This is a genomic window from Treponema putidum, from assembly GCF_024401155.1.
GTDB classification, from domain to species: Bacteria; Spirochaetota; Spirochaetia; order Treponematales; family Treponemataceae; genus Treponema_B; species Treponema_B putidum.
The window spans coordinates 2,270,601-2,290,975 of sequence record NZ_CP038804.1; the positions used below are offsets into that span (position 1 = coordinate 2,270,601).

Annotated in this window: 19 protein-coding genes; 10 read left to right on the forward strand and 9 right to left on the reverse strand. The window is 38.5% G+C overall.

What is annotated here, in order from left to right; translation table 11 throughout:
* Positions 1–79 precede the first annotated feature (79 nt).
* From flhA to fliQ, 4 genes are read right to left on the reverse strand one after another with little or no spacing between them, the layout of a single operon-like run.
* On the reverse strand, positions 80–2,176 hold the full coding sequence (flhA, locus tag E4N74_RS10590; RefSeq protein ID WP_255817595.1) for a flagellar biosynthesis protein FlhA: 2,097 nt from the start codon (positions 2,174–2,176) through the stop codon (positions 80–82).
* On the reverse strand, positions 2,177–3,355 hold the full coding sequence (flhB, locus tag E4N74_RS10595; RefSeq protein ID WP_255817597.1) for a flagellar biosynthesis protein FlhB: 1,179 nt from the start codon (positions 3,353–3,355) through the stop codon (positions 2,177–2,179). It lies immediately after the preceding gene.
* Positions 3,352–4,146, reverse strand: coding sequence for a flagellar biosynthetic protein FliR (fliR, locus tag E4N74_RS10600; RefSeq protein WP_044978058.1), 795 nt, complete (start codon positions 4,144–4,146; stop codon positions 3,352–3,354). Before fliR ends, flhB begins: the two co-directional genes overlap by 4 nt.
* 25 nt (positions 4,147–4,171) lie before the next feature.
* On the reverse strand, positions 4,172–4,441 hold the full coding sequence (gene fliQ / locus E4N74_RS10605; RefSeq protein WP_044978059.1) for a flagellar biosynthesis protein FliQ: 270 nt from the start codon (positions 4,439–4,441) through the stop codon (positions 4,172–4,174).
* A gap of 131 nt (positions 4,442–4,572) precedes the next feature.
* Here fliQ and E4N74_RS10610 point away from each other — a divergent pair, with 131 nt between their 5' ends.
* The 8 genes from E4N74_RS10610 to E4N74_RS10645 all read left to right on the forward strand — a co-directional run bounded on the left by E4N74_RS10610 (position 4,573) and on the right by E4N74_RS10645 (position 10,582).
* Entirely contained in the window at positions 4,573–5,724 is a 1,152-nt protein-coding gene (locus E4N74_RS10610) for an iron-containing alcohol dehydrogenase (RefSeq protein ID WP_044979687.1), read from the forward strand.
* A gap of 8 nt (positions 5,725–5,732) precedes the next feature.
* Positions 5,733–6,521: a TrmH family RNA methyltransferase gene (locus tag E4N74_RS10615; protein WP_044978060.1), complete on the forward strand. Its 789-nt coding sequence runs from the start codon at positions 5,733–5,735 to the stop codon at positions 6,519–6,521.
* A gap of 95 nt (positions 6,522–6,616) precedes the next feature.
* On the forward strand, positions 6,617–6,769 hold the full coding sequence (locus E4N74_RS10620) for a hypothetical protein (protein ID WP_010696575.1): 153 nt from the start codon (positions 6,617–6,619) through the stop codon (positions 6,767–6,769).
* An 86-nt stretch (positions 6,770–6,855) separates the two neighbouring features.
* Positions 6,856–7,737 carry an Rpn family recombination-promoting nuclease/putative transposase gene (locus tag E4N74_RS10625; RefSeq protein ID WP_255819331.1) on the forward strand — a complete coding sequence of 294 codons (882 nt, stop codon included), beginning with the start codon at positions 6,856–6,858 and terminating at the stop codon, positions 7,735–7,737.
* A 241-nt stretch (positions 7,738–7,978) separates the two neighbouring features.
* Positions 7,979–8,122 carry a hypothetical protein gene (locus E4N74_RS10630; protein WP_255817599.1) on the forward strand — a complete coding sequence of 48 codons (144 nt, stop codon included), beginning with the start codon at positions 7,979–7,981 and terminating at the stop codon, positions 8,120–8,122.
* 102 nt (positions 8,123–8,224) lie between these two features.
* Complete coding sequence (locus tag E4N74_RS10635; protein ID WP_255817601.1) at positions 8,225–8,620, forward strand: hypothetical protein; 396 nt, start codon at positions 8,225–8,227, stop codon at positions 8,618–8,620.
* Positions 8,621–8,644: 24 nt separating this feature from the next.
* On the forward strand, positions 8,645–9,886 hold the full coding sequence (hutI, locus tag E4N74_RS10640) for an imidazolonepropionase (protein WP_044978063.1): 1,242 nt from the start codon (positions 8,645–8,647) through the stop codon (positions 9,884–9,886).
* A gap of 54 nt (positions 9,887–9,940) precedes the next feature.
* Positions 9,941–10,582, forward strand: a complete 642-nt coding sequence (locus tag E4N74_RS10645; protein WP_044978065.1) for a cyclodeaminase/cyclohydrolase family protein — start codon at positions 9,941–9,943, stop codon at positions 10,580–10,582.
* A gap of 68 nt (positions 10,583–10,650) precedes the next feature.
* Here the strand turns inward: E4N74_RS10645 and E4N74_RS10650 are convergent, their stop codons facing one another.
* The 5 genes from E4N74_RS10650 to E4N74_RS10675 all read right to left on the reverse strand — a co-directional run bounded on the left by E4N74_RS10650 (position 10,651) and on the right by E4N74_RS10675 (position 16,773).
* Entirely contained in the window at positions 10,651–11,700 is a 1,050-nt protein-coding gene (locus tag E4N74_RS10650) for a threonine aldolase family protein (RefSeq protein ID WP_044978068.1), read from the reverse strand.
* Positions 11,701–11,718: 18 nt separating this feature from the next.
* Positions 11,719–13,338, reverse strand: coding sequence for an ATP-binding protein (locus E4N74_RS10655; protein WP_255817604.1), 1,620 nt, complete (start codon positions 13,336–13,338; stop codon positions 11,719–11,721).
* A gap of 143 nt (positions 13,339–13,481) precedes the next feature.
* Entirely contained in the window at positions 13,482–15,182 is a 1,701-nt protein-coding gene (msp, locus tag E4N74_RS10660) for a major outer sheath protein Msp (protein ID WP_255817606.1), read from the reverse strand.
* A gap of 458 nt (positions 15,183–15,640) precedes the next feature.
* On the reverse strand, positions 15,641–16,534 hold the full coding sequence (locus tag E4N74_RS10670) for an Rpn family recombination-promoting nuclease/putative transposase (protein WP_255819332.1): 894 nt from the start codon (positions 16,532–16,534) through the stop codon (positions 15,641–15,643).
* 86 nt (positions 16,535–16,620) lie between these two features.
* Complete coding sequence (locus E4N74_RS10675; RefSeq protein ID WP_010696575.1) at positions 16,621–16,773, reverse strand: hypothetical protein; 153 nt, start codon at positions 16,771–16,773, stop codon at positions 16,621–16,623.
* 245 nt (positions 16,774–17,018) lie between these two features.
* Between E4N74_RS10675 and E4N74_RS10680 the strand changes: the two genes are divergently transcribed.
* Positions 17,019–19,409, forward strand: a complete 2,391-nt coding sequence (locus tag E4N74_RS10680) for an adenylate/guanylate cyclase domain-containing protein (RefSeq protein ID WP_044978074.1) — start codon at positions 17,019–17,021, stop codon at positions 19,407–19,409.
* 31 nt (positions 19,410–19,440) lie between these two features.
* The gene (locus tag E4N74_RS10685) at positions 19,441–20,361 is read left to right on the forward strand and encodes a selenium metabolism-associated LysR family transcriptional regulator (RefSeq protein ID WP_044978076.1); all 921 of its coding nucleotides are present in this window, start codon (positions 19,441–19,443) and stop codon (positions 20,359–20,361) included.
* Positions 20,362–20,375 lie beyond the last annotated feature (14 nt).

The window sequence follows — 20,375 nt, forward strand, 5'->3', positions numbered from 1 at the left end:
ATTATGACGCTTAGTTTAACACGCCTTTTTTGTACTGTCAAGGGTCTTAAAATACCGTGTCAAAATACCTCTACTCTTTTTATTCAGACTCAGGTGTAATGGTTCCCATACCTATAACTGAAATATCCTTTGGAATTTCAGGAACTGATAATACCGGAACCATGGGCATTTCGTATTCTAAAAGGCGTTTTATGAGAAGGCGGCCTTCTTCAGGAACCAGAATAACGGCTATCCCTACAAATTGAGAATTAAAGTTGTTGTATGCCGTTTGAACAGCCCTAAGCCATGCTTTCTTAGCTTCAGTGTCGATTGCCGGTTGAGGCCCTGTAATGGTATCTATACGGCTTGCTAAAACCGTTTGAAAAAATGCCGAATCTACCATAAAGGCTCTTAAGGCATTATCATCGCCTAAATATTGCTGAACAATTTGCCGCCCAAGTCTTTGCCTGACTTTTTCTGCAATCAGATACATATCGCCGGTAATACGTCTATAGTCTGAAATTGTTTCAAGAATTGCAGGAGTATTTCGTATTGAAACATTTTCTCTGAGAAGGCATTTAAGAACTGTTTGTAAATCGCCTAATGTGAGTTTATCGTTTGATTGAATTTCTTCAACAACAATCGGGTTTAATTTTTTTGCTGAATCCAAGATGTTGCTTACCATCTGCCTTGAAAGAATATCATCCGCATGTGTTTTGATTATATGTGTTAAATGAGTTGCTATTATGGAAGGCGGGTCTATAACAGTGTAGCCTGCTCTTTCGGCTGCTGCCCGATTTGATTCCGAAATCCAAATAGCAGGGAGGCCGAAGGCCGGATCCAAAGTGGGTTCGCCCGGAATTTCGTCTTGTACATTTCCGGGATTTACCGCCAAATATGCGCCCATCCTTATTTTTGATCTTGCAACCTCTACACCCTGTATTGTAATACAGTACTCATCAGGCGGAAGATTCATAGCATCCATAATTCTGATAATCGGCATTACAAGTCCCGTTTCAAGGGCTATTTCTTTTCTTATGCGTTTAATTCGAGACATAAGTTCAGAACCTTTTTTTTCGTCTACCAAAGGTATAAGACCGTATCCGAATTGTAATGATAGATCGTCTAATGGGCTTACGGCCTTAGTATCATCCGTTTCAGTCTTGGCTGCTTGTTCCGATGCGGCTTGGGCGTCTTTAGCTGCCTGTTCTTTTTGCGCTCTTGTTACCTTTGTTGTCTGTAAGCGCCAGCCTAAAAAGGCGAGGCTTAGTGCAATGAGTATTAAGATTATTGACGGAAAGCCGGGTAAAACTGCCATGACCGTCAAAGTGATAGCTGCTACATAGTATATGGTTGAATTTCGGGAAAATTGATCCGTAATGTCTTTTCCAAAAGAACCTGTCGAAGCTGAGCGTGTTACTACAAGGCCTGTTGCAACCGATATAAAAAGAGAGGGAAGCTGGGCTAAAAGTCCGTCACCTATGGTAAACCTTGTGTACATCTGCATAGCTTTAGTAAATTCTTCTTCTCTAAATACTATACCTACAATTAAGCCGGCTACAATATTTAAAACCGTTATAAAGATTCCTATTTTTACATTTCCTGAAACGAATTTACTCGCGCCGTCCATCGCCCCGTAAAAGTCTGTAGACCTTTGTAATTCTTCTTTTTTCTTTCGGGCTTCGGCTTCAGTAATAACACCTGCATTGTATTCCGCTTCTATTGACATGCTTCTGGTATTATTAAAGTCTAAGGCAAAACGGGCTGCAACCTCGGCAATTCTTGTAGCACCCTTTGTAATTACAAAGGCTTGAACGGCAATCAAGATGATAAAGATTACAAAGCCTATCACCAAACCTTGATTTCCCGCCGAGCCGATAACAAATTGACTAAAAGCCGCTATCATTTTTCCGTCAAATTTTTCTCCGTATGTCAAAATAAGCCTTGTGGAAGCAACGTTTAAAGCTAGACCGAATATGGTGGAGACTAAAAGCAATGAAGGAAAAACCGTAAACTCCGTAGGTTTATCTATAAATAAGACTATGAGCAGTATTATCAAGCTGAATATAAGATTCAACGCCATAAAAAAGTCCAAAAGAGCTGTAGGCAGAGGAAGAATAATAACAAATATTACCATGATAGTTCCTATAGCTACAAAGACATTCGGTACTTCCTTAAAAATTCTGTTTTCGGCCATTTATCTAGTTACCTCCATTCTTCTTTTGAGTGCTTGTTTATCTTTCATCGAGTAAATTTTTAAGAATATAATTGAAAGCGATTGATAGTACTCGCTTGGAATTATCTGTCCTAAATCTACGTTAGCATAAAGGGCACGAGCCAATGGAACATTTTCTATAGTAGGAATGTTGTTTTCTCTTGCAATCCTTTTTATATTTTGAGCAACCGCATCGACGCCCTTTGATATAACCATTGGGGCAGGCATAACGCCTTGTTTCCATTGAAGAGCGACAGCATAGTGGGTCGGGTTTGTAATAACGACATCGGCATCCGGAACATTTTTGATTCCCGTCTTTTGCAAAATTGCCTGCATCTGCCTGCTTATTTGAGCCTTTATCATCGGGTCTCCTTCCAATTCTTTGTACTCATCGGTTATTTCAGTTTTTGACATTTTTAAGGATTCTGAAAATTGACGTCTTTGAAAAAAGTAATCGGGAATACTTAACAGAACCAGAGCGATAGAGGCATAAACTAATATTTGAGCCGCCGTTTTTGCTATAAAGATTATTGAGTTAGTAAAATCTGATTGAAGAAGAGCTATCATCTTTGTAATATTGTTTTTTATAACCAGGTATCCTATAAAACCTATAATAACAACCTTAAAAAGCGATTTGGCCAAATTAAAAAGCCCTTCGGCAGAAAATATAGCTCTTTTAAAAAACCTCGCAAAATTGGGAGTAACTCTTTTGAAATCAGGTTTAATAGGCTTTGTAGAAAACAAAAAGCCTCTATTTTGTATAATGTTTCCCAAAACTCCCGAAATTAAAGCTACAGCCGTTATCGGAAAAACCATTTTAAAAAAATATGTAAGAAAAATCCAGAACCAAGCTCCGTTTATAACTTCCTCTGTTGTGCAGCGTTCAAAAAAGAAAGAGATTACCTGCATAAGAGATTTAAATATATAGGGACCCATTATTATAAGTGTAATTACGGGAAGCAGCACAACCATTGCCGCATTTAAGTCTTGACTTTTTGCAACTCTTCCTTCTTCCCTGGCCTTGCGTATTTTATATTCTGTCGGTTCTTCGGTTCTGCCTTCATCTTCGGCAGCGAACCACTGCAAGCCTATCTTCTTATTGAGGACAAGCTCTTCTTGCGAAAAATATCTTAGGTAAAGGAGGGATTTTTCGGATATCATTTAGTACTCCTCAAACTGTCTAAAAGCCGCCAAAAATCCGACAAACCTTCTTCAAGCATAATTTCAAAAGTGTTTATAAAAAAAGGCAGAGCAATGGCCAAAATAAAAAATGCGGTTAGAATAGTAATGGGAAAACCTTCCGATAGCAGGTTCATCTGAGGGGCTGCCTTTGTTAAAAGCCCCATTGTTATGTGAATTAAAATAAGAGTTCCCATAACCGGTAAGGCAATTATCATTGCATTAAAAAAAAGTTTCCCGACTGCGTTTAAAAGATAGCTTACAAGTTCTTCCTGCTTTTCTAAAAACATAAAACAGTTGACATGCTCTATCCCCTTCATTATACCGCCTAAAAAAAGGCGTTGAAAACCCTTTATGCGTAAAAAAATAAGCACGGCAATAAAGTTAAAATATTGACCAATGAGGGGATTTTCAACTTGAGCGAGGGCATCAAAAACCCCTGAAGCACCGAAGCCCATCTGAAACGAAAAGAACTGTCCTGCCGTACTGAATGTAGAAAACAAAATGCTTATAAAAAAACCTGTTAAAACACCTATAAGGCCTTCACCCAAGAGTAAAAGAAGATATTCAAGGCTAAATGCATTTAAATTTATAAAGTTGGGATAGGCATAGGGAGTTACCATAAATGCAGTTAAGCCCGCAAGAGCAACTTTTGCAATTCTTGAAACATTGCGCATTGACATTAGGGGGGATGTCATTAGCATTGCAAAAATCCTGACTGCTGCGAGTAAAAAAATAGGTTCTTTGTTTAGGATAAAATCGAAAGGCTGCATTTATTTTTTTAAAAGCCCCTTTAGTTTATCTTACCAGTTGAGGAATTAAATTCATTAAAGAAACAAAATATTCTCTTAACACCGTAATCATCCAACTTGCCAAAAGGGCCAACATTCCTAAAATAGTTAAAATTTTAGGGACGAAGGTAAGCGTCTGTTCTTGTATAGAAGTAGTCGCCTGAAAGATTGCAACGATTAATCCGACTAAAAGAGCTGCAATTAAGATAGGTGCAGAAAGCATCAGTATGATACCTATACCTTCACGCATTAAAGTAACTATAGTACCTGTAGTCATAGTCCCCTCCATAATGACCTAGGATTTTCTATAATTATAAACAAAAGAGATATATTTTTCAAGGCAGCAATTAAAATTCAAGTTAAAAAAATATATGCCGAAAATTTACCTTGTAGAGGAATTTGAAAAAAATGGCAGATTTTGTTTTTAAGATTTCACCAAAGGTTATTTTAGGAAACTACTCGCTTGCCCGCATCGGAGAAGAAGCTGTAAAATTCGGGAATCATTTTATGTTTATTGCAGACCCTTTTTTTGAAGACATGGGCTTGGTAGATAAAATCAAAAAATCTCTTGAAGAAAAGCATATATCTCTTTTTGTGTTTAACGGCTTTGAAAAAACGGCTGATTCTGAAGTCGTAGAAAGGGCACTTTCATTAGCAAGAGGAGCACATATAAGGGGAGTAATCGCCTGCGGAGATATGACTGCATGTGCTTTAGGCAGGGCTATTGCAGCTCTTTATAATGAGGACAAACCTGTTTACCGATATATTGAAGGCGAGCCTATCACAGCCGGAGCATTACCGTTTATTCAAATTCCCACAACTTGCTGTGACCCTTTTTTATTTGGGAATTCCAGTTTCATTATAGATTCCAGAAATAGAACCGTAAATATGCTAAAAATAAATGAAGATTTATGCAATCTTGTAATTTTCGATTCAAATACATACACAGGCCTTGCACCCAATGCAATGACTTCAATGATTTTTGCAGGCCTATGTTCTACATTTGAAGCCTATGTTTCGACAAGAGGAAGCTTTTTTTCTGAAACAATTCTCGGCAAGGCAGTCGAAATATTTTTAATTTCTCTTGATCCTCAACATGAAAAACTTGTCGGAATGCCTAGAGAGGAATTTATTGCTCAAGCTGCTTGCCTTTCAGCCATAGGAATTGCAGCTTCTGCCCCGGGCCTTGGAACTGCGATAGCTCTTGCTGCAGGCGGGCGATACAGAATATCCAGCCCGCTTATCTCGGCTATTTTACTTCCTCATGTAGTTAACGATGCTATTTCTTCAAGCCTTTCAAAAACCGTATCTGTAGCAAGAATGCTTGGTGAAACAATGCTTGAAGGCGGAGATGCGGCAGAGGTTTCAAAAAGAGGAATTGAAGAAATTCGCAGGCGGCTTGCTGAGGCTAACTTGCCCGTCCGCTTAAAAGATATAGATTTAACTATCGAGTCGCTTGTACCTGTTGCAGAAGATGCTGCCCGTCTGAGTTTTATGAACTATAACCCAAGACCGCTTGCAAATCACGATATTTTTGAAATTATAAAACAAGCCTTTTAAAATTAAAAATGCCGGAAATATTTAAACTGTACAATCTGCCCCAAAAACAAAGATGCCGCAAAATATTGCGCATTTTGGAATCAGCTGAACATGCCTTTGTTCAAAACAAAGCTGACGAATTTTTGGATGTCTTTTATCTGCGTTCCATCTTAAAAATTGTTTCAGATGATTTGGATTCCGTTTCTTCTTTAAAAATTCAAAATTGGATTGAAAACCCGCAAGAAAAAGAGAAAAGAAAGATTATCAATTTTGTAAGGTATGCTCTGTATAAAAAACTTGAAATAGCACCTTCGGAGTGGGACTTGATTTTACCTAATTCTACTGCCGATGAAATTGCAAATTTCAGACGGACTTTTTTTGAAGGGGTTTATGTCTATGCCGAAGATATCCGCACACCATTCAACATAGGTTCAATTTTTAGAACGGCAGAATCTTTTGGGGTAGAAAAAATTTTTTTGTCTCATGACTGTGTTTCTCCTGAAAATCCTAAGGCAAAAAGAACGGCTATGGGCTGTACCGGCTATCTGCCATGGGAAAGAGCCGGCCTTGATGGTCTTCCCGAGCTCCCTTTGATTGTACTTGAAACGGGAGGAACGGATATTTCAAAGTTTGAGTTTCCTAAAAAAGGAATTGTCGTTATCGGTTCGGAAGAATTGGGAGTAAGCCCCGAAGCTATAAAAAAAGCTGAAGATAGAATCATCACCATTCCCATGTATGGAATAAAGGCCTCGATAAATGTAAGCGTTGCCTTCGGTATCTGTATGCAAAAATGGTGTGAGGCCCTTACAACCGGTTAAATTAAAATAAGCCGCAAAGACCACCAAGGTAAATTAAAGAATATCTTACAAAATTGCGGTAAGTGTGCTATAATACAACAAGTGAGGAAACAGTTATGAGTACTTCAAACAGAAAATACAAAGACTCTGTGTTTGTCGACCGTCAAAGACTGTACATCCGTGTACAGTCTTTGACTTCGAGTTTTGAGCAAAGCTCAAAACATCGTAATGCCGGAACCCCCGCCATCCGTGGCGGTTATATAGTATGAGCACTTTTGCAAATAGGCGGAGCAGATGCAAGGAGTTAGGCAAAAAAGTACCGCAGGCGTATCGGGTATACGTCGAGGACACTTTTTTGCCGTGCGACACAGCAGATGCCCGCATATTTGCAAAAGAAAATTTCTTGTCGCTTTATAACGCCTTGCATGGTACAAATCTTCCGCTTTCGTCTCCGGTCGAAAATATAAGGCTTGAAAATGTTATGTATATGAACATAATAAACGACGTTTCCTGCCTTGTAGACGGTAAAATAATTGTGCTCGCAGAACACCAATCTACGATAAACGAAAATATGCCGTTACGCTTTTTAGAATACATTGCAAGGCTCTATGAAAAACTGCAAGCACCGACAGACAAGTATTTAAGAAAGCTGTCAAAAATACCTACACCTGAGTTTTACGTTTTCTATGATGGTATTGATGACTATCCTGAAACTACGGTTCTAAAACTTTCGGATGCATTTATAACAAAACCCGAACACGCTCCGCTGGAACTGACAGTACAGGTTTTAAACATCAACACCGACAAAGCAAATAAAGTCTTAACGGCCTGCAAGCCGCTTGAAGAGTACAGCCTCTTTGTAGAAGAGGTGAGAAAGCAAACACAACTCGACAGCGAAAAAGGCTTTACCAATGCGGTAAAGATATGTATAGAAAAAGGCATCTTGAAAGAATACTTACAGCGAAAATCACGGGAGGTAATAAATATGTTAGTGGCAGAATATGATTATGATACCGATATAGCCGTACAACGAGCTGAAGAAAGACAAATAGCTTTTGCCGAAGGCATCGAGCAAGGAATTGAAAGAGGCATTGAACAGGGGATTGAACAAGGGTTTTCCGATGGAGCTTACCGAACAAAACTTGAAACGGCAAAGCTTATGCGCATGCATAATTACCCCATTGCCGAAATTTGTACAATGACCGGTCTTACCAAAGAAGAGGTGGAAAGCGTTTGAGCCCGAATCTCTCCGCTATATTACTGAGAGCACTTTTGAAAATAGGCGGGATAAGTACAAGGAGTTTAGCAAAAGCGAAGCGGAGGCATACTTGCTGTACGTTGAGCATTTTTCAATAGCGGCATGGATGCCGCTGGTTCCATTAGAAGCGACGCCGTAATTGCCCGCCTATTTTCAAAAGCCCTATTGAAAAATATCCTTCTTAATGCTATCTTAATCTCTACCGATTGCGGAGGTAAAAATGAAAAAAATTAAAACCGTCCTTTTTATGACAGTCCTTGTGTTTACTTTTACAGGATGTGAACTTTTGGATTCTTTGGCTCGAGAAAGCGAAATCATTAAGCAGATAAAAGATGAAGATTTAAGGGGCTACACGGTAACATGACTGATTTTTGCGGATGACAGTGATGCCTTAAAATCTGCCGCCTATAAAAAAGCGGCCGGCTATTATAAAAAACTATCTGAAAGTACCGGTTTAAAAGATAAATTGCAAATTATAGTTGTTTCCGACGGTATAGAAAAAGCAATTCGTGAAAAGGTAAAGGAAGCCGGTTTTGATGCGGATTGTTTCCCGCTAAAATGGAACGGTAATGTAAAAAATAAATATAATCCTAACGATAAAAAGAATTATTCCGTTTTTTTTGATAAAAAAGGAAGAGCTCTTTTTAGTATGACGGAAGATTGGAAATTCGAAAATTACAGCGGTCTTTCGGATTATGCCCTTGAAGCGGCAGGCTTAAATAATATAAACGAATTAAAAAATCCGCTGACTTTTTTTAATACCTTAAATAAAATACAGGAAGACGATATTTTTAAATTTATAAACAATGCAGTAAATTTAAATCTAAAAGATATTTTAAGATCTTTTATAAACCAAAACTAATTTTATCTTAATGGAGGACTCAAGATGACTTTATTTATAAGCGACAGTATTTTTTCTTCTACCGAAAAAAAAGGAGAAGACTTTGATAAGGCTTTTGCCGGTTATATAGTTGTAGAAGACGGTCTCATTCAAAAGGTATGTAAGGGAGAAGCTCCCGAAAGTTTAAAAAACCAAGCCGACAAAATAATAGATGTACGGGGAAAAACTATTACGGCAGGACTTGTAGATGCTCACACCCACTTAGTGCACGGCGGCTCCCGCGAACACGAACTTGCAATGAAACTTGCAGGAAAGACTTATCTTGAAATTCACGCAAGCGGGGGCGGTATATTCAGCACCGTAAGGGCAACCAGAGCAGCATCAAAAGAAGAGTTGACTCAAAAAGCATGGAAAAGCCTTGACCGTATGCTTATTCACGGCACAACCACAGCCGAATCAAAGAGCGGCTACGGACTCGACATGGAAACCGAAATTAAATGTCTTGAGATAAATTCTTATCTGGATAAAAATCATCCTATCGATATTGTTTCGACCTATATGGGAGCCCATGCAACCCCGCCCGAATTTAAGGACAACAAAGAGGGCTATATCAAGTTTATGACAGAAGAGGTTATGCCCGAAGTTAAAAGACGCGGCTTAGCGGAATTCTCCGATGCCTTTTGTGAAGACAAAATTTTTTCGGTAGAAGAAACCGAAAGAATAATGAAGGCGGCAGCAGGCATGGGTTTCAAATTAAAGCTTCATGCTGATGAGATTATTCCCTTAAAGGGAGCCGAACTTGCAGCAAAGATGAAGGCGCATTCAGCCGAGCATTTGATGGCCATATCCGATGAGGGCATTACGGCTCTTGCAAAATCGGGAACGGTTGCCGTTCTTCTTCCTGCAACTTCTTTCTTTTTGATGTCACCCATTTATGCTCCCGCAAAAAAGATGATTGAAGAAGGCGTAAGGGTTGCCCTTGCAACCGATTATAATCCCGGAAGCAGCCCGACTGAAAACTTACAAATGTCTATGTGGGCAGCCTGTTACAAGATGAAACTTTTGCCTGCACAAATTTTACGGGGGGTTACCATCAATGCGGCTTATGCGATAGATCGTGAAAAAACGATAGGCAGTATAGAAGAGGGAAAACAAGCTGACCTTGTAATCTTTGATGCACCCAACATAGATTACCTTGTTTATCACTTCGGCCTAAATTCCGCCGAACAAGTCTGGAAAAAGGGAAGGCTTGTTGCCGAAAATAGCCGGATAGTTTACAATAACTAACTATGATGTTTAAATTGAACAAACAAAAACAACTTGAAAAATAGGAGATATTTTATGGAATTAGTAAAGATGACGGTAAATGCTTTTGTTGACGAAACCGCCAGTGATTCACCTGCTCCCGGAGGAGGCTCCGTTTCTGCATTGGCAGGTTCTTTAGCCTCTGCGCTTGGGCAGATGGTTATACGCCTCACGACAGGGAAAAAAGCCTTCGCCTCTCTTGACGAAAAAACTCAAGAAGAATTTAAGGCTCAGCTTCCGAAATTAGAAAAGGCGCAAAAACGGCTGGTTGAAATCATTGACGAAGACACTCAGGCCTTTAATGCTTTTATGGAAGCCTTAAAGCTGCCCAAGGACACCGATGAGCAAAAGGCAAAGCGCAGCAAGGCTATGTCCGATGCTACTGTTGTAGCCATGCAGGTACCGCTTGAAACAGCTAAGACCTGTTTAGAGATACTACGCTTTTTACCCATTGTTGCCCTTCATGGAAACAAAAACGCCGCTTCGGATGCGGGCGTTGCCGCCCTTAATGCCCGATCCGGCTTGGAAGGAGCTATCTTAAATGTTAAGATAAATCTAGGCGGTATCGATGATGCGCCCCTCTGCGAAAAGACAAGAGCTGAATGTAATAAGATGCTTGAAGAAGGCGAAAAGCTAAAGACCGAAATTTTAAAAACAATCTATTCAAAGATTGAATAGGTTCGGCAAAACATAGCTTTAACCGGAATAAAAAAGCTCTTTCCTTTTTGGAAGGAGCTTTTTTTGTTTTAATTAGTTTGTGAAGATATTTCGTCCAAGAATTCAAACAGTTTTTTTACGGCTTCCTCTTTTGTCGCCCACGAGGTACAAAAGCGCACTGCCGTTTGGTTTTCCGAAACCTTTGTCCAAAATTCGCATTTAAATTTTTTTTCTATTTTAGCTAAAAGGCTGTTTTCGATTATGGGAAAACTTTGATTTGTTTCACTTTCTATCAAAAAAGAAAAACCTCTATCGGAAAAACCTTTACGGATCATCTTAGCCGTTTTGTTCATCATTTTTCCTATTTCAAAATAAAGGTTATCCGTAAAAAGCGTTTTAAACTGAAGGCCTAAGAGTCTGCCCTTCGCAAAGAGCCCCCCCTTTTGCTTTTGGATGTATCTAAAGTCTTTTTGCATTTCAGGATTGTTGATGATAAGAGCCTCTCCGAAAAGAGCCCCCATTTTTGTTCCGCCTATATAAAAGGCATCCGTGTACCTTGCCATGTCTGCAAGGCTTAAATCGTTATTGTCGGCGGTGAGGGCTGTTCCCAGGCGGGCACCGTCAACATAGAGAGGTACGGAATATTTTTGAGCGGTCAGCTTTAAATCCTGTAATTCTTTTTTTGAATAAATGGTGCCGAGCTCGGTAGGATTGGAAATATAAATCATTCCGGGCTGAACCATGTGTTCGGCCGTGGGATCATCATAATGAGCCCTTATAAGAGCCTCAGCTTGCCCTGCCGTTATTTTTCCATTTAGCGTTTCAATGGTAAGAACCTTGTGTCCGCAAGCCTCTATTGCACCCGATTCGTGTACGTTTATATGCCCCGTATCTGCGGCTATTACTCCTTGATGAGGCCTTAGTGTAGAAGCTATCAAAGTTAAGTTGGTCTGTGTTCCGCCTGAAAAAAAATAAACCTTACTCTGAGGTGCATCCAATTCTTTTAAAATGAGGCCTGCCGCTTCTTCACAATATTTGTCGCAGCCGTAACCGGCAGTTTGCTCTTCATTTGTTTCCATTAGTTTTTGAAGAATTTTCGGATGACAACCCTCGCTATAATCATTTATAAAAAAATACATATCTTTTCTCCTTATTGTTTAAAGCTCTTCCGTCTTCCAATCTCCGATAGTCCGCTCCTCTTCATCAAAGCTCGAACCTATAAGGATTATCTTTTTACCCATAGTCTTAAATTGATCCGCATAGCCCTTCTCTTTTATTTGAGCTATCGCATCTTCGGCACTGCCTGCACTCATTAGTTTAAACTCAAAGATGTAGATAGAATCCTTTGTTTGCACTATACAGTCAGCCCTGCCCTTTAAACAGTATATTTCAGTCTGCACAAATTGTCCCATTAATTTAAAGATTAAGTAAACGGCAGTCTGATAATTTTGCTCCCTAAGTTTAAGTTTATCCTTAGGTAAGTTATCATAAGGCACTCCCGCTATTATCGCCTGCATCCTCTCCATAAACTCATCTACCTTTCCCGCCCTTACATCTTCTACAAACTCCCATATTGAAACTCCTGTCTCATCAGGTCTAAGTGAACAATAGGCCGGCAAAAGATTTTCTAAAAACCCGTAGCGTACCTCATCATTAGGAAAACCTAACCTATATAGATTACCTTCTTCTATGTATTCTTTTATCGTTAAATATCCCGATTGAAAAAGTATCGGCAAGGGATTTTTTGCATCTGCTCTATATAATTCTATACCTGCTTCATTTAATTCTATATTACCGTCTAAGTTAGGTACATTATAATGAGCATCTTTTAAGTAATTTACTAAAAAAGTCGGTGTGCCCGTGGCAAACCAATAGTTTTTTAATTCTCCTGAGTCGAGGGTGCTTAAGATACTAAAAGGATTATAAACGGATTCCCCTAAAACACTGAACTTATATCCGTCATACCTCTTTTTTAGCTCTTCTATCATTTTATCATAGCTATTCTTGGTGTTACCTGCTAACCTTTCTATTTCAGGCTTAAAGGTATTTTCTATCTCGTCTTGAGTTAGACCGCAGACTTCGGCATAGTAATTCAGCATACTTATATCTTTTAAGTTGTTTAAATCGCTGAAGATGCTTACCTTACTGAACTTTGTTACACCGGTTAAAAAGGCAAAGCGGATATATTGGTCGCAAGTTTTTATCACAGAATAAAAGGCCTTTAGGGTGTTACGGTATTCTTCGTTTAGTGCTTCATTTACTCCCATAGTCTGTAACAGGGGCTTATCATATTCGTCTACAAGAATAACTACCTGCTTACCGGTCTTTTGGTATAAGGCTAAAATTACGGTTTTAAACCTATCTTCAATGTCTCCTGAAGTCTTTGTAAGATTATAAAGCCTTTCCCAATCATTTAAGTGTAAATTGATAATTGTAAAAAGAGCCTCTTGGTCCTTATAATATTTTGTATTAAAATCCATGTAAAGGACAGGATATTCTACCCAAGCATCCGTCTTTTCTATTTCGGCTCTTTTTTCTTCAGCTTTTTCAATATATAAATCCTTAAAAAGCTCCTTTTGGCCTAAAAAGTAGGCTTTGAGTGTCGAAAGAAAGAGGCTTTTGCCGAACCTGCGGGGACGGCTTAAAAAGTATGGGGAAGAAGTACGTACAAGATTATACACATATTTGGTTTTATCTACATACAAATACCTATCATTCCTCATCTTTTCAAAACTTTGTATACCTATGGGAATTTTTCGTGATAAATCAAAGTCCATTTTAAAGCTCCTCATGCATATTATAGCATAGATAGGCATTTGTTTAAAGGGTTTAAAAGTAACAAAATATGAACCGTTTAGTTTTTAAAATAGAACACAAAAAACCCGCCTTACGGCGGGTTTTAAACTATACTAGGTATAGATTAGTAAGTAAGTTTAAGACTTAATACAAAGGTACCATTGTGGCTCTTGTTATTAATAGGAGTTCCAATCATGTAGTCACCGCCATTAAAACCGGCTTCATATTTATTCTCGTTAAGCTTACCATGTTCCCAACTAGCTTTAACTTCAACTTTTTCGATGGGTTGGAATTTTACACCGATCTCATAAGCCATACCTAAATAGAGCTTATCAATCACTTTGTCAGGATCAGAGGCATAAGTATCGGCATGCTGTGCAAAATGATTGGTTTCTGCATAGAACTCGGCATAAGGCTGTACCCACATAACATCAGTCATACTGTACTTATATGAAGCACCTAAATTAAAGCCCATGGGTAATTGAGCATACTTACTTCTTAAAGCTAATTCCAAAAGGTCCGCATAGGTGGTTGTGGCTGTGGTTAGACCTGGAATAATGGGTATCGTTGCAGTAGGTCCTGCATTAAGAAGTACTGCAAGGGCTTGTCTAAGACTTTTGTCCATATCCTGAGTACTTCGTTTTGCTAAAAGGTCATAAGCGTTTACTGTAGCATGGAAAGCCAAGCCCGGTACTAAGTTAGTATCTCCTTCAGCTTCGGATACAAAGGCCAAGTGTGCGGCCATATTAATACCATGATTCTTAAACTTTGTGGGGTCATCACCGGCGATATTATAGCCTTGGTATTTAGTACCTGTTCCGGCAAAATACAATGCGGCGTCTACCCATTTATAACCTACACTTAAACCTGCATCCCAACCGAGAGTCTCTTTAGTTTTGCCTTCATCTGTATAGGTTACACCTGTAACTCCGTCAAAACCGAGTTTAACCGTCAACTTTTCGATGGGTTCGGATGTAAATGCAACACCGAAGTTTACCATACCGGATTCCCCTTTTTCACCGCCTACGTTAGTAGGGGTAATACCAGCGTTGTAACCATAATCACCGGGGTTATTTAAAGTTGCTTTATTGGAAAGTCTTCCGAGAGTAGCATTTACAGTTGCTTCTACACCGAGGTACTTTTCAACAGGCTGCATAGAAAAATCTAAACCGAATGCATATTTACTGTCTTTTTCGCGTCGTTTATTACCGCTAGTTCCATCCCAAGGTTTAGTACCATCTGAGCCGTCTTGCTTCCAGCTTCCGTTTGATGCAAGTTTAAGAGCGACATCCAAGTTCATAAGACCTGCATTTTTATAGCCGATTTTTGTTCCAAAGCCGGTAAAGGCAGGATTGAACCATCCGTTTAAGTCATTAGTATTAGGATCCCAGTTTATAGGATTCCATCCTAATGCCTTATCAGCCTCAAAACTAGGTTGGCCATAAACGGTCATATAGGCACCATAGAAATGTAAGGCAGCTTTTACAGATGCAGCACCGCCAGCGGCTGTCCAGCCTGTTGCTACCGGAATAGCCTTGAAAGAAACATCTGCGTAAACATCAGCCTCTTTGTTAGCACTTCCGCCTGCAAAAGATTGTCGCTTGAAGAAAGGAAGCCTAATCTGAAAATTGTTAGAGTTATAAAAACCATGTGTAGCAACGGCATGATTGTCAGCACCGCCTTTGGTATAATCGGTTTCAGAACCGGCGCCAAAGTCAATACCCCAACTTAATGTGGCACTACCTCTTACTTCAGGCTCTACCTGGGCAAAAGCAACTCCGCCCACGAGTACCAAAATCATCAAAATTGACAGAATTTTTTTCATAAAAAATTCCTCCTTGTTATTCGTTTATGACAATTATACAATAGTCAAACATAATTTGTCAAGTCAAAAAACAAAAAAGTTACATAAAAACCGCTCTTTTTATAAATTCTTCCCGATTTTTTTAAATTTTACGGCCTATTAAGAACAAAAACCGCGGCTTCAAATACTTTCCATCTCTTCTTTGGTAAGACCGGCGGCTTTAGCGATAATATCAATTGAAACACCAAGCTGTTTTAAATTGCCTGCATCCTCTAAGGCTTTTCGGTACGAACCCAAAGTGTATTACCATTATCATAATAACATTAAGCGCTTTTCACTTAAAAGTTCCTTATGAAACTGCTTGTCCGGAAGCTTTAAGCCAACGATGCTTTCAGCAGGAATATCCGGTATACATTCCAATAAATCCTGAAGAACGCCCTTGTTTTCCTCTACTCCGCTTCTTTGCAAAAAAATTGTTATTATAGAGCTTGTATCTCTTCAACGGAAAGACCCGATATTGTACAAATATCGTTAATCGGATAATTCATATCTTTCATCAATCTTGCCGTTTCAAGGGCTTTTTGATATGAGCCGTTGAAAAAACCTTGTTCAATGCCTCTTTCAATTCCTTGTTCAATCCCCTGTTCAATGCCTTGCTCAATTCCTTCGGCAAAAGCTATTTGTCTTTCTTCAGCTCGTTGTACGGCTATATCGGTATCATAATCATATTCTGCTACTAACATATTTATTACCTCCCGTGATTTTCTCATTAAATATTCTCTTAAGATTCCTTTTTCTATGCATATCTTTACCGCATTGGTAAAACCATTTTCTGAGTCCAGCTGGGTTTGTTTTCTTACCTCTTCTACAAAAAGACTGTATTCTTCTAGCGGTTTGCAGGCTGTTAAAACTTTGTTTGCTTTGTCCGTGTTGATATTGAGCACTTGTACCGTCAGTTCCAGCGGAGCGTGTTCGGGCTTTGTTATAAATGCATCCGAAAGTTTTAGAACTGTAGTTTCAGGATAGTCTTCCTTGCCATTATAAAAAACATAAAATTCAGGTGTAGGTATTTTTGACAGCTTTCTTAAATACTTGTCTGTCGGTGCTTGCAGTTTTTCATAGAGCCTTGCAATGTATTCTAAAAAGCGTAACGGCATATTTTCGTTTATCGTAGATTGGTGTTCTGCGAGCACAATTATTTTACCGTCTACAAGGCAGGAAACGTCGTTTATTATGTTCATATACATAACATTTTCAAGCCTTATATTTTCGACCGGAGACGAAAGCGGAAGATTTGTACCATGCAAGGCGTTATAAAGCGACAAGAAATTTTCTTTTGCAAATATGCGGGCATCTGCTGTGTCGCACGGCAAAAAAGTGTCCTCGACGTATACCCGATACGCCTGCGGTACTTTTTTGCCTAACTCCTTGCATCTGCTCCGCCTATTTGCAAAAGTGCTCATACTATATAACCGCCACGGATGGCGGGGGTTCCGGCATTACGATGTTTTGAGCTTTGCTCAAAACTCGAAGTCAAAGACTGTACACGGATGTACAGTCTTTGACGGTCGACAAACACAGAGTCTTTGTATTTTCTGTTTGAAGTACTCACATTAGCCTCCTAACTATTTGTATTATAGCATAGATTAGCCTATTTTTGAAGAGTACGGTCTTTTCTCGTTTATAATTATTGTATGAAGAGTTTGCAGATGGAATTTCGACGAAAGGAGGGGGCATATGGGTATAACCAACGAAGTTTCAAGTTGAAGCACCTTTCTCCCAAAAAGGGCGGCCTCCCCTAAATCACCTCTAAATCATTGTATTGACAAAAAACTTTTAGTATGTAAACTATTATCTATGACAAAATATTTAAATGACTGCCTCAAACAGATAAAAAAAATCTATATTCATCCTAATACGTTAAAAATAGCGTCTATTATAATTATTACTTTGCTTATGCTTTTTCCATTTAGCATGAGTAAAATGGATTTGTTTAATACCTCACAAAGGGCGATAAACCTTTACCCGCTGACGGTATTGTTTTCGGGCTTTACACATAAGGGAGTAAACTTCTTTTATGTGAGCAGCTTTTTATTATTTTCATTGCCGATAGCATTTGCAATCGTGTTTATATCTATTTTTCAAAAGAAAATACCGTCAAAAGTCGTTTATTTTTCGGCTTTAATTCCTATAAGTTTTTATCTTGCAGCCTCAATTTCGGGGATGAATCTATTTGCAAACACGCCCAGATGGTTTTATTCGCTTAGTCCTTTGACATATTTTGCATTCTTTATTGCCATAATCTTTCACGCTTTTTTGATTGCACACGGCATAATTTCCATAAAACGGCAAAACGAATCATATATGGAATATAAAAGACTGCTGCAAGAAAAGGAAGAACAGGAAAAAATTTTAAAAAAGAAGATAGATGATAAATTAAAAAAACAAAAAGAAAAATCCCAAAAAAACATAGCCGAGCCCATTCAGGAAGACTCCTTGTTTTTAAACAAAGTATTAAAACAATCCATAAATAATTTCAAAAACAGACAAAAAAAATCTCACATAAAAATCAAGATAACAATAGTTATTATTTTTACCATATTGGTAATTCTTTCGACATTTATCTACACGGATTTACGAAACTATAATATGCTCCTGACTCAAAATGTAAATACAACAGGTAAAAATCAGGCTGAGCAGGTTGCGGCCATATACAGTTTTTCGGACGGCCTTCACGCTAAAATCAATGCCTTCCTTGAAGGAATAAAAAAAACGAACTCCTCTTCTCCTTTTCCTTTCCAAAGGGTTGATATAATAACTACGAGCAATAAACAGCCTGTTTTTCTTGAAGAAATAGATGAATCGACCGAGCTGCCGGTATTTGATGTTTTTTCTTATACTACAGCTGCCGGTCAAGTAAGGTTTATACCCGATGAAGAAAAAAGTATAAGTCCTGAGAATGCAGCCATTTACATAAAACATTGCAAAAACGAGTCCACCGTTAGTACCCCTATTTACAATGAGGCAAAAGGAACCTGCCTTTATATCTATCCTGTAACCTTTGCCCGTAAGGATGGTCAGAGACTTGTAGGCTTTTCCGTTGTTACATACCTTAAAGAAATCTTAGACCGGCCTTATTTTCAGGCAAAGGTCTTTGTGTTTTCCATTTCGGCAGTATTTTTCTATGCTTCTATCTTAATTGTTCTTTTTTTAGCGGATTTTATTGCAAATCCGGTCATATTTTTATGCGGAAATATACGAAAAACGGCGAATATTTTAAGCGGAATGATTTCGAGTAATAGGGCAATCGAAGCAGATCGGCTCATTTTTGAAGAAAATATCAAAACCCATGACGAAATAAAAACGCTTTCAATAGAGCTAAAAAATATCATCTCGCTTATCCGAGGAATTTTACCTTATGTGTCTTTTCATACTATCCAAAATGCAGAAAAAAACATTTCGAATAAAAGCTCCTCCAGAGATTTATGTTTTTTGTTTACCGACATAAGAGGCTTTACAAGCATGTGTGAAAATATGCAGCCTAGAGAGGTTATTTCCATATTAAACCGGTATCTTAGCATCGAAACAAAAATCATTTTTGAAAACGGCGGAGATGTGGATAAATATGTCGGCGATGAAATTATGGCTTTTTTCTCAGGGCCTAAAAAAGAAATCAATGCATGTAATGCCGCTATGGAAATTCGTAAGGCTATGAGGCGGGAGCAAAAAGCAGCAGCACAAGAGGGCACAGCAGCAATTTCAATCGGTATCGGTATAAATTCGGGGCCTGTAGTATTCGGGCCTGTAGGTTCAAAAACAAGAAAAGATTTTACATCTATAGGGGATACCGTAAACCTTGCAGCCCGCCTTGAAGGAGCCAACAAAGAATACGGTTCAAAGTCGATTATTTCCGAAGCGGTGTATCAAAATTTAAGCGATGATTTTATTTGCAGGGAGCTTGATTTTATCGCCGTCAAGGGAAAAACAGAGGCCGTCCGTATTTATGAAATCCTTCAGCCGACCGAAAAACTTACAACAGAAAAACTTTACGATATAAAACAATTATTTGAAGCGGGACTGTCCTATTATCGAAAAAGAAAATGGAAGCAGGCTGAAAAGTATTTTTCAGAATGTTCAGAAAAATATAACGATGCGCCCTCCAAGGTCTTTTTAAGAAGAGTTGCCCATTATCAAGTTTCTCCGCCGAAACCGCGATGGAGCGGAGTCTTTGTAATGAACGTAAAATAAATTCGAAAGATTAAAATTGAAGGAGCTTTTTATGGAATTTAAACAGCTTGAAATATTTATCAAACTTGTAGAAAATTTAAGTTTCTCGACTACGGCAAGCGAGTTAAACATATCTCAACCTACTGTAAGTCTTACCTTAAAACAGTTGGAGGAGGAACTTGACACTCCTCTTTTTTTGCGTTCGACGCGGGAATTAAAACTAACTGCGGCTGGGCAAAAACTGTATGATGAAGCAAAAAAAATTTTAGCCGATAGGGATAAGCTGATAGAAAAATTTATATATCCTGAAAGGAAGGTTATAACTATAGGAGCTTCAACCATTCCTGCGGGCTATCTTCTGCCTTCAATAATAAAAGAATTTAAAAAAAAGCATCCGGATATTTATATAAAGATTGAAGAAAAAAACAGCCTTGAAACAATCAAAAAAGTTTCTGCAAATACCGTCGATATCGGCATTGTGGGTATGCAGGTCGAAGATGAAAACTGTGAGTTTCTTCCCATTTATAAAGATGAATTTGTGTTTATCAGTGCAAATAATTCCTATTACCAAAAGCTAAAAAAATCCAATCCCAGCTTTAAACGTATTGCCCAAGAACCCTTTATTATGAGAGAAACAGGTTCCGCCGTTAAACAAAATATGGAGCTGATTTTAAAATCACAAAAGATAGATTTAAATTCTATAAATATAAGTGCTTCGATAAACGACACGGAAGTACTAAAACAATTAACGGCAGAAGGCCTAGGAACATCTTTTATATCGAAGATAGCCGTTGCAGACATGGTAAAGCATAAAGAACTTATAGCTTTTGAGCTCGATGACATTCCGCATCAATACCGCGACATCTATCTTGTATGGAACAAAAAAATAAATTACGCAAGCCACATCAAAGACTTTTTAAACTGTATGGAATGTTTTAAAATAAAAAAAGAGAGTGAAGAAAAAACTATCTGACGATGAAAGGGCTG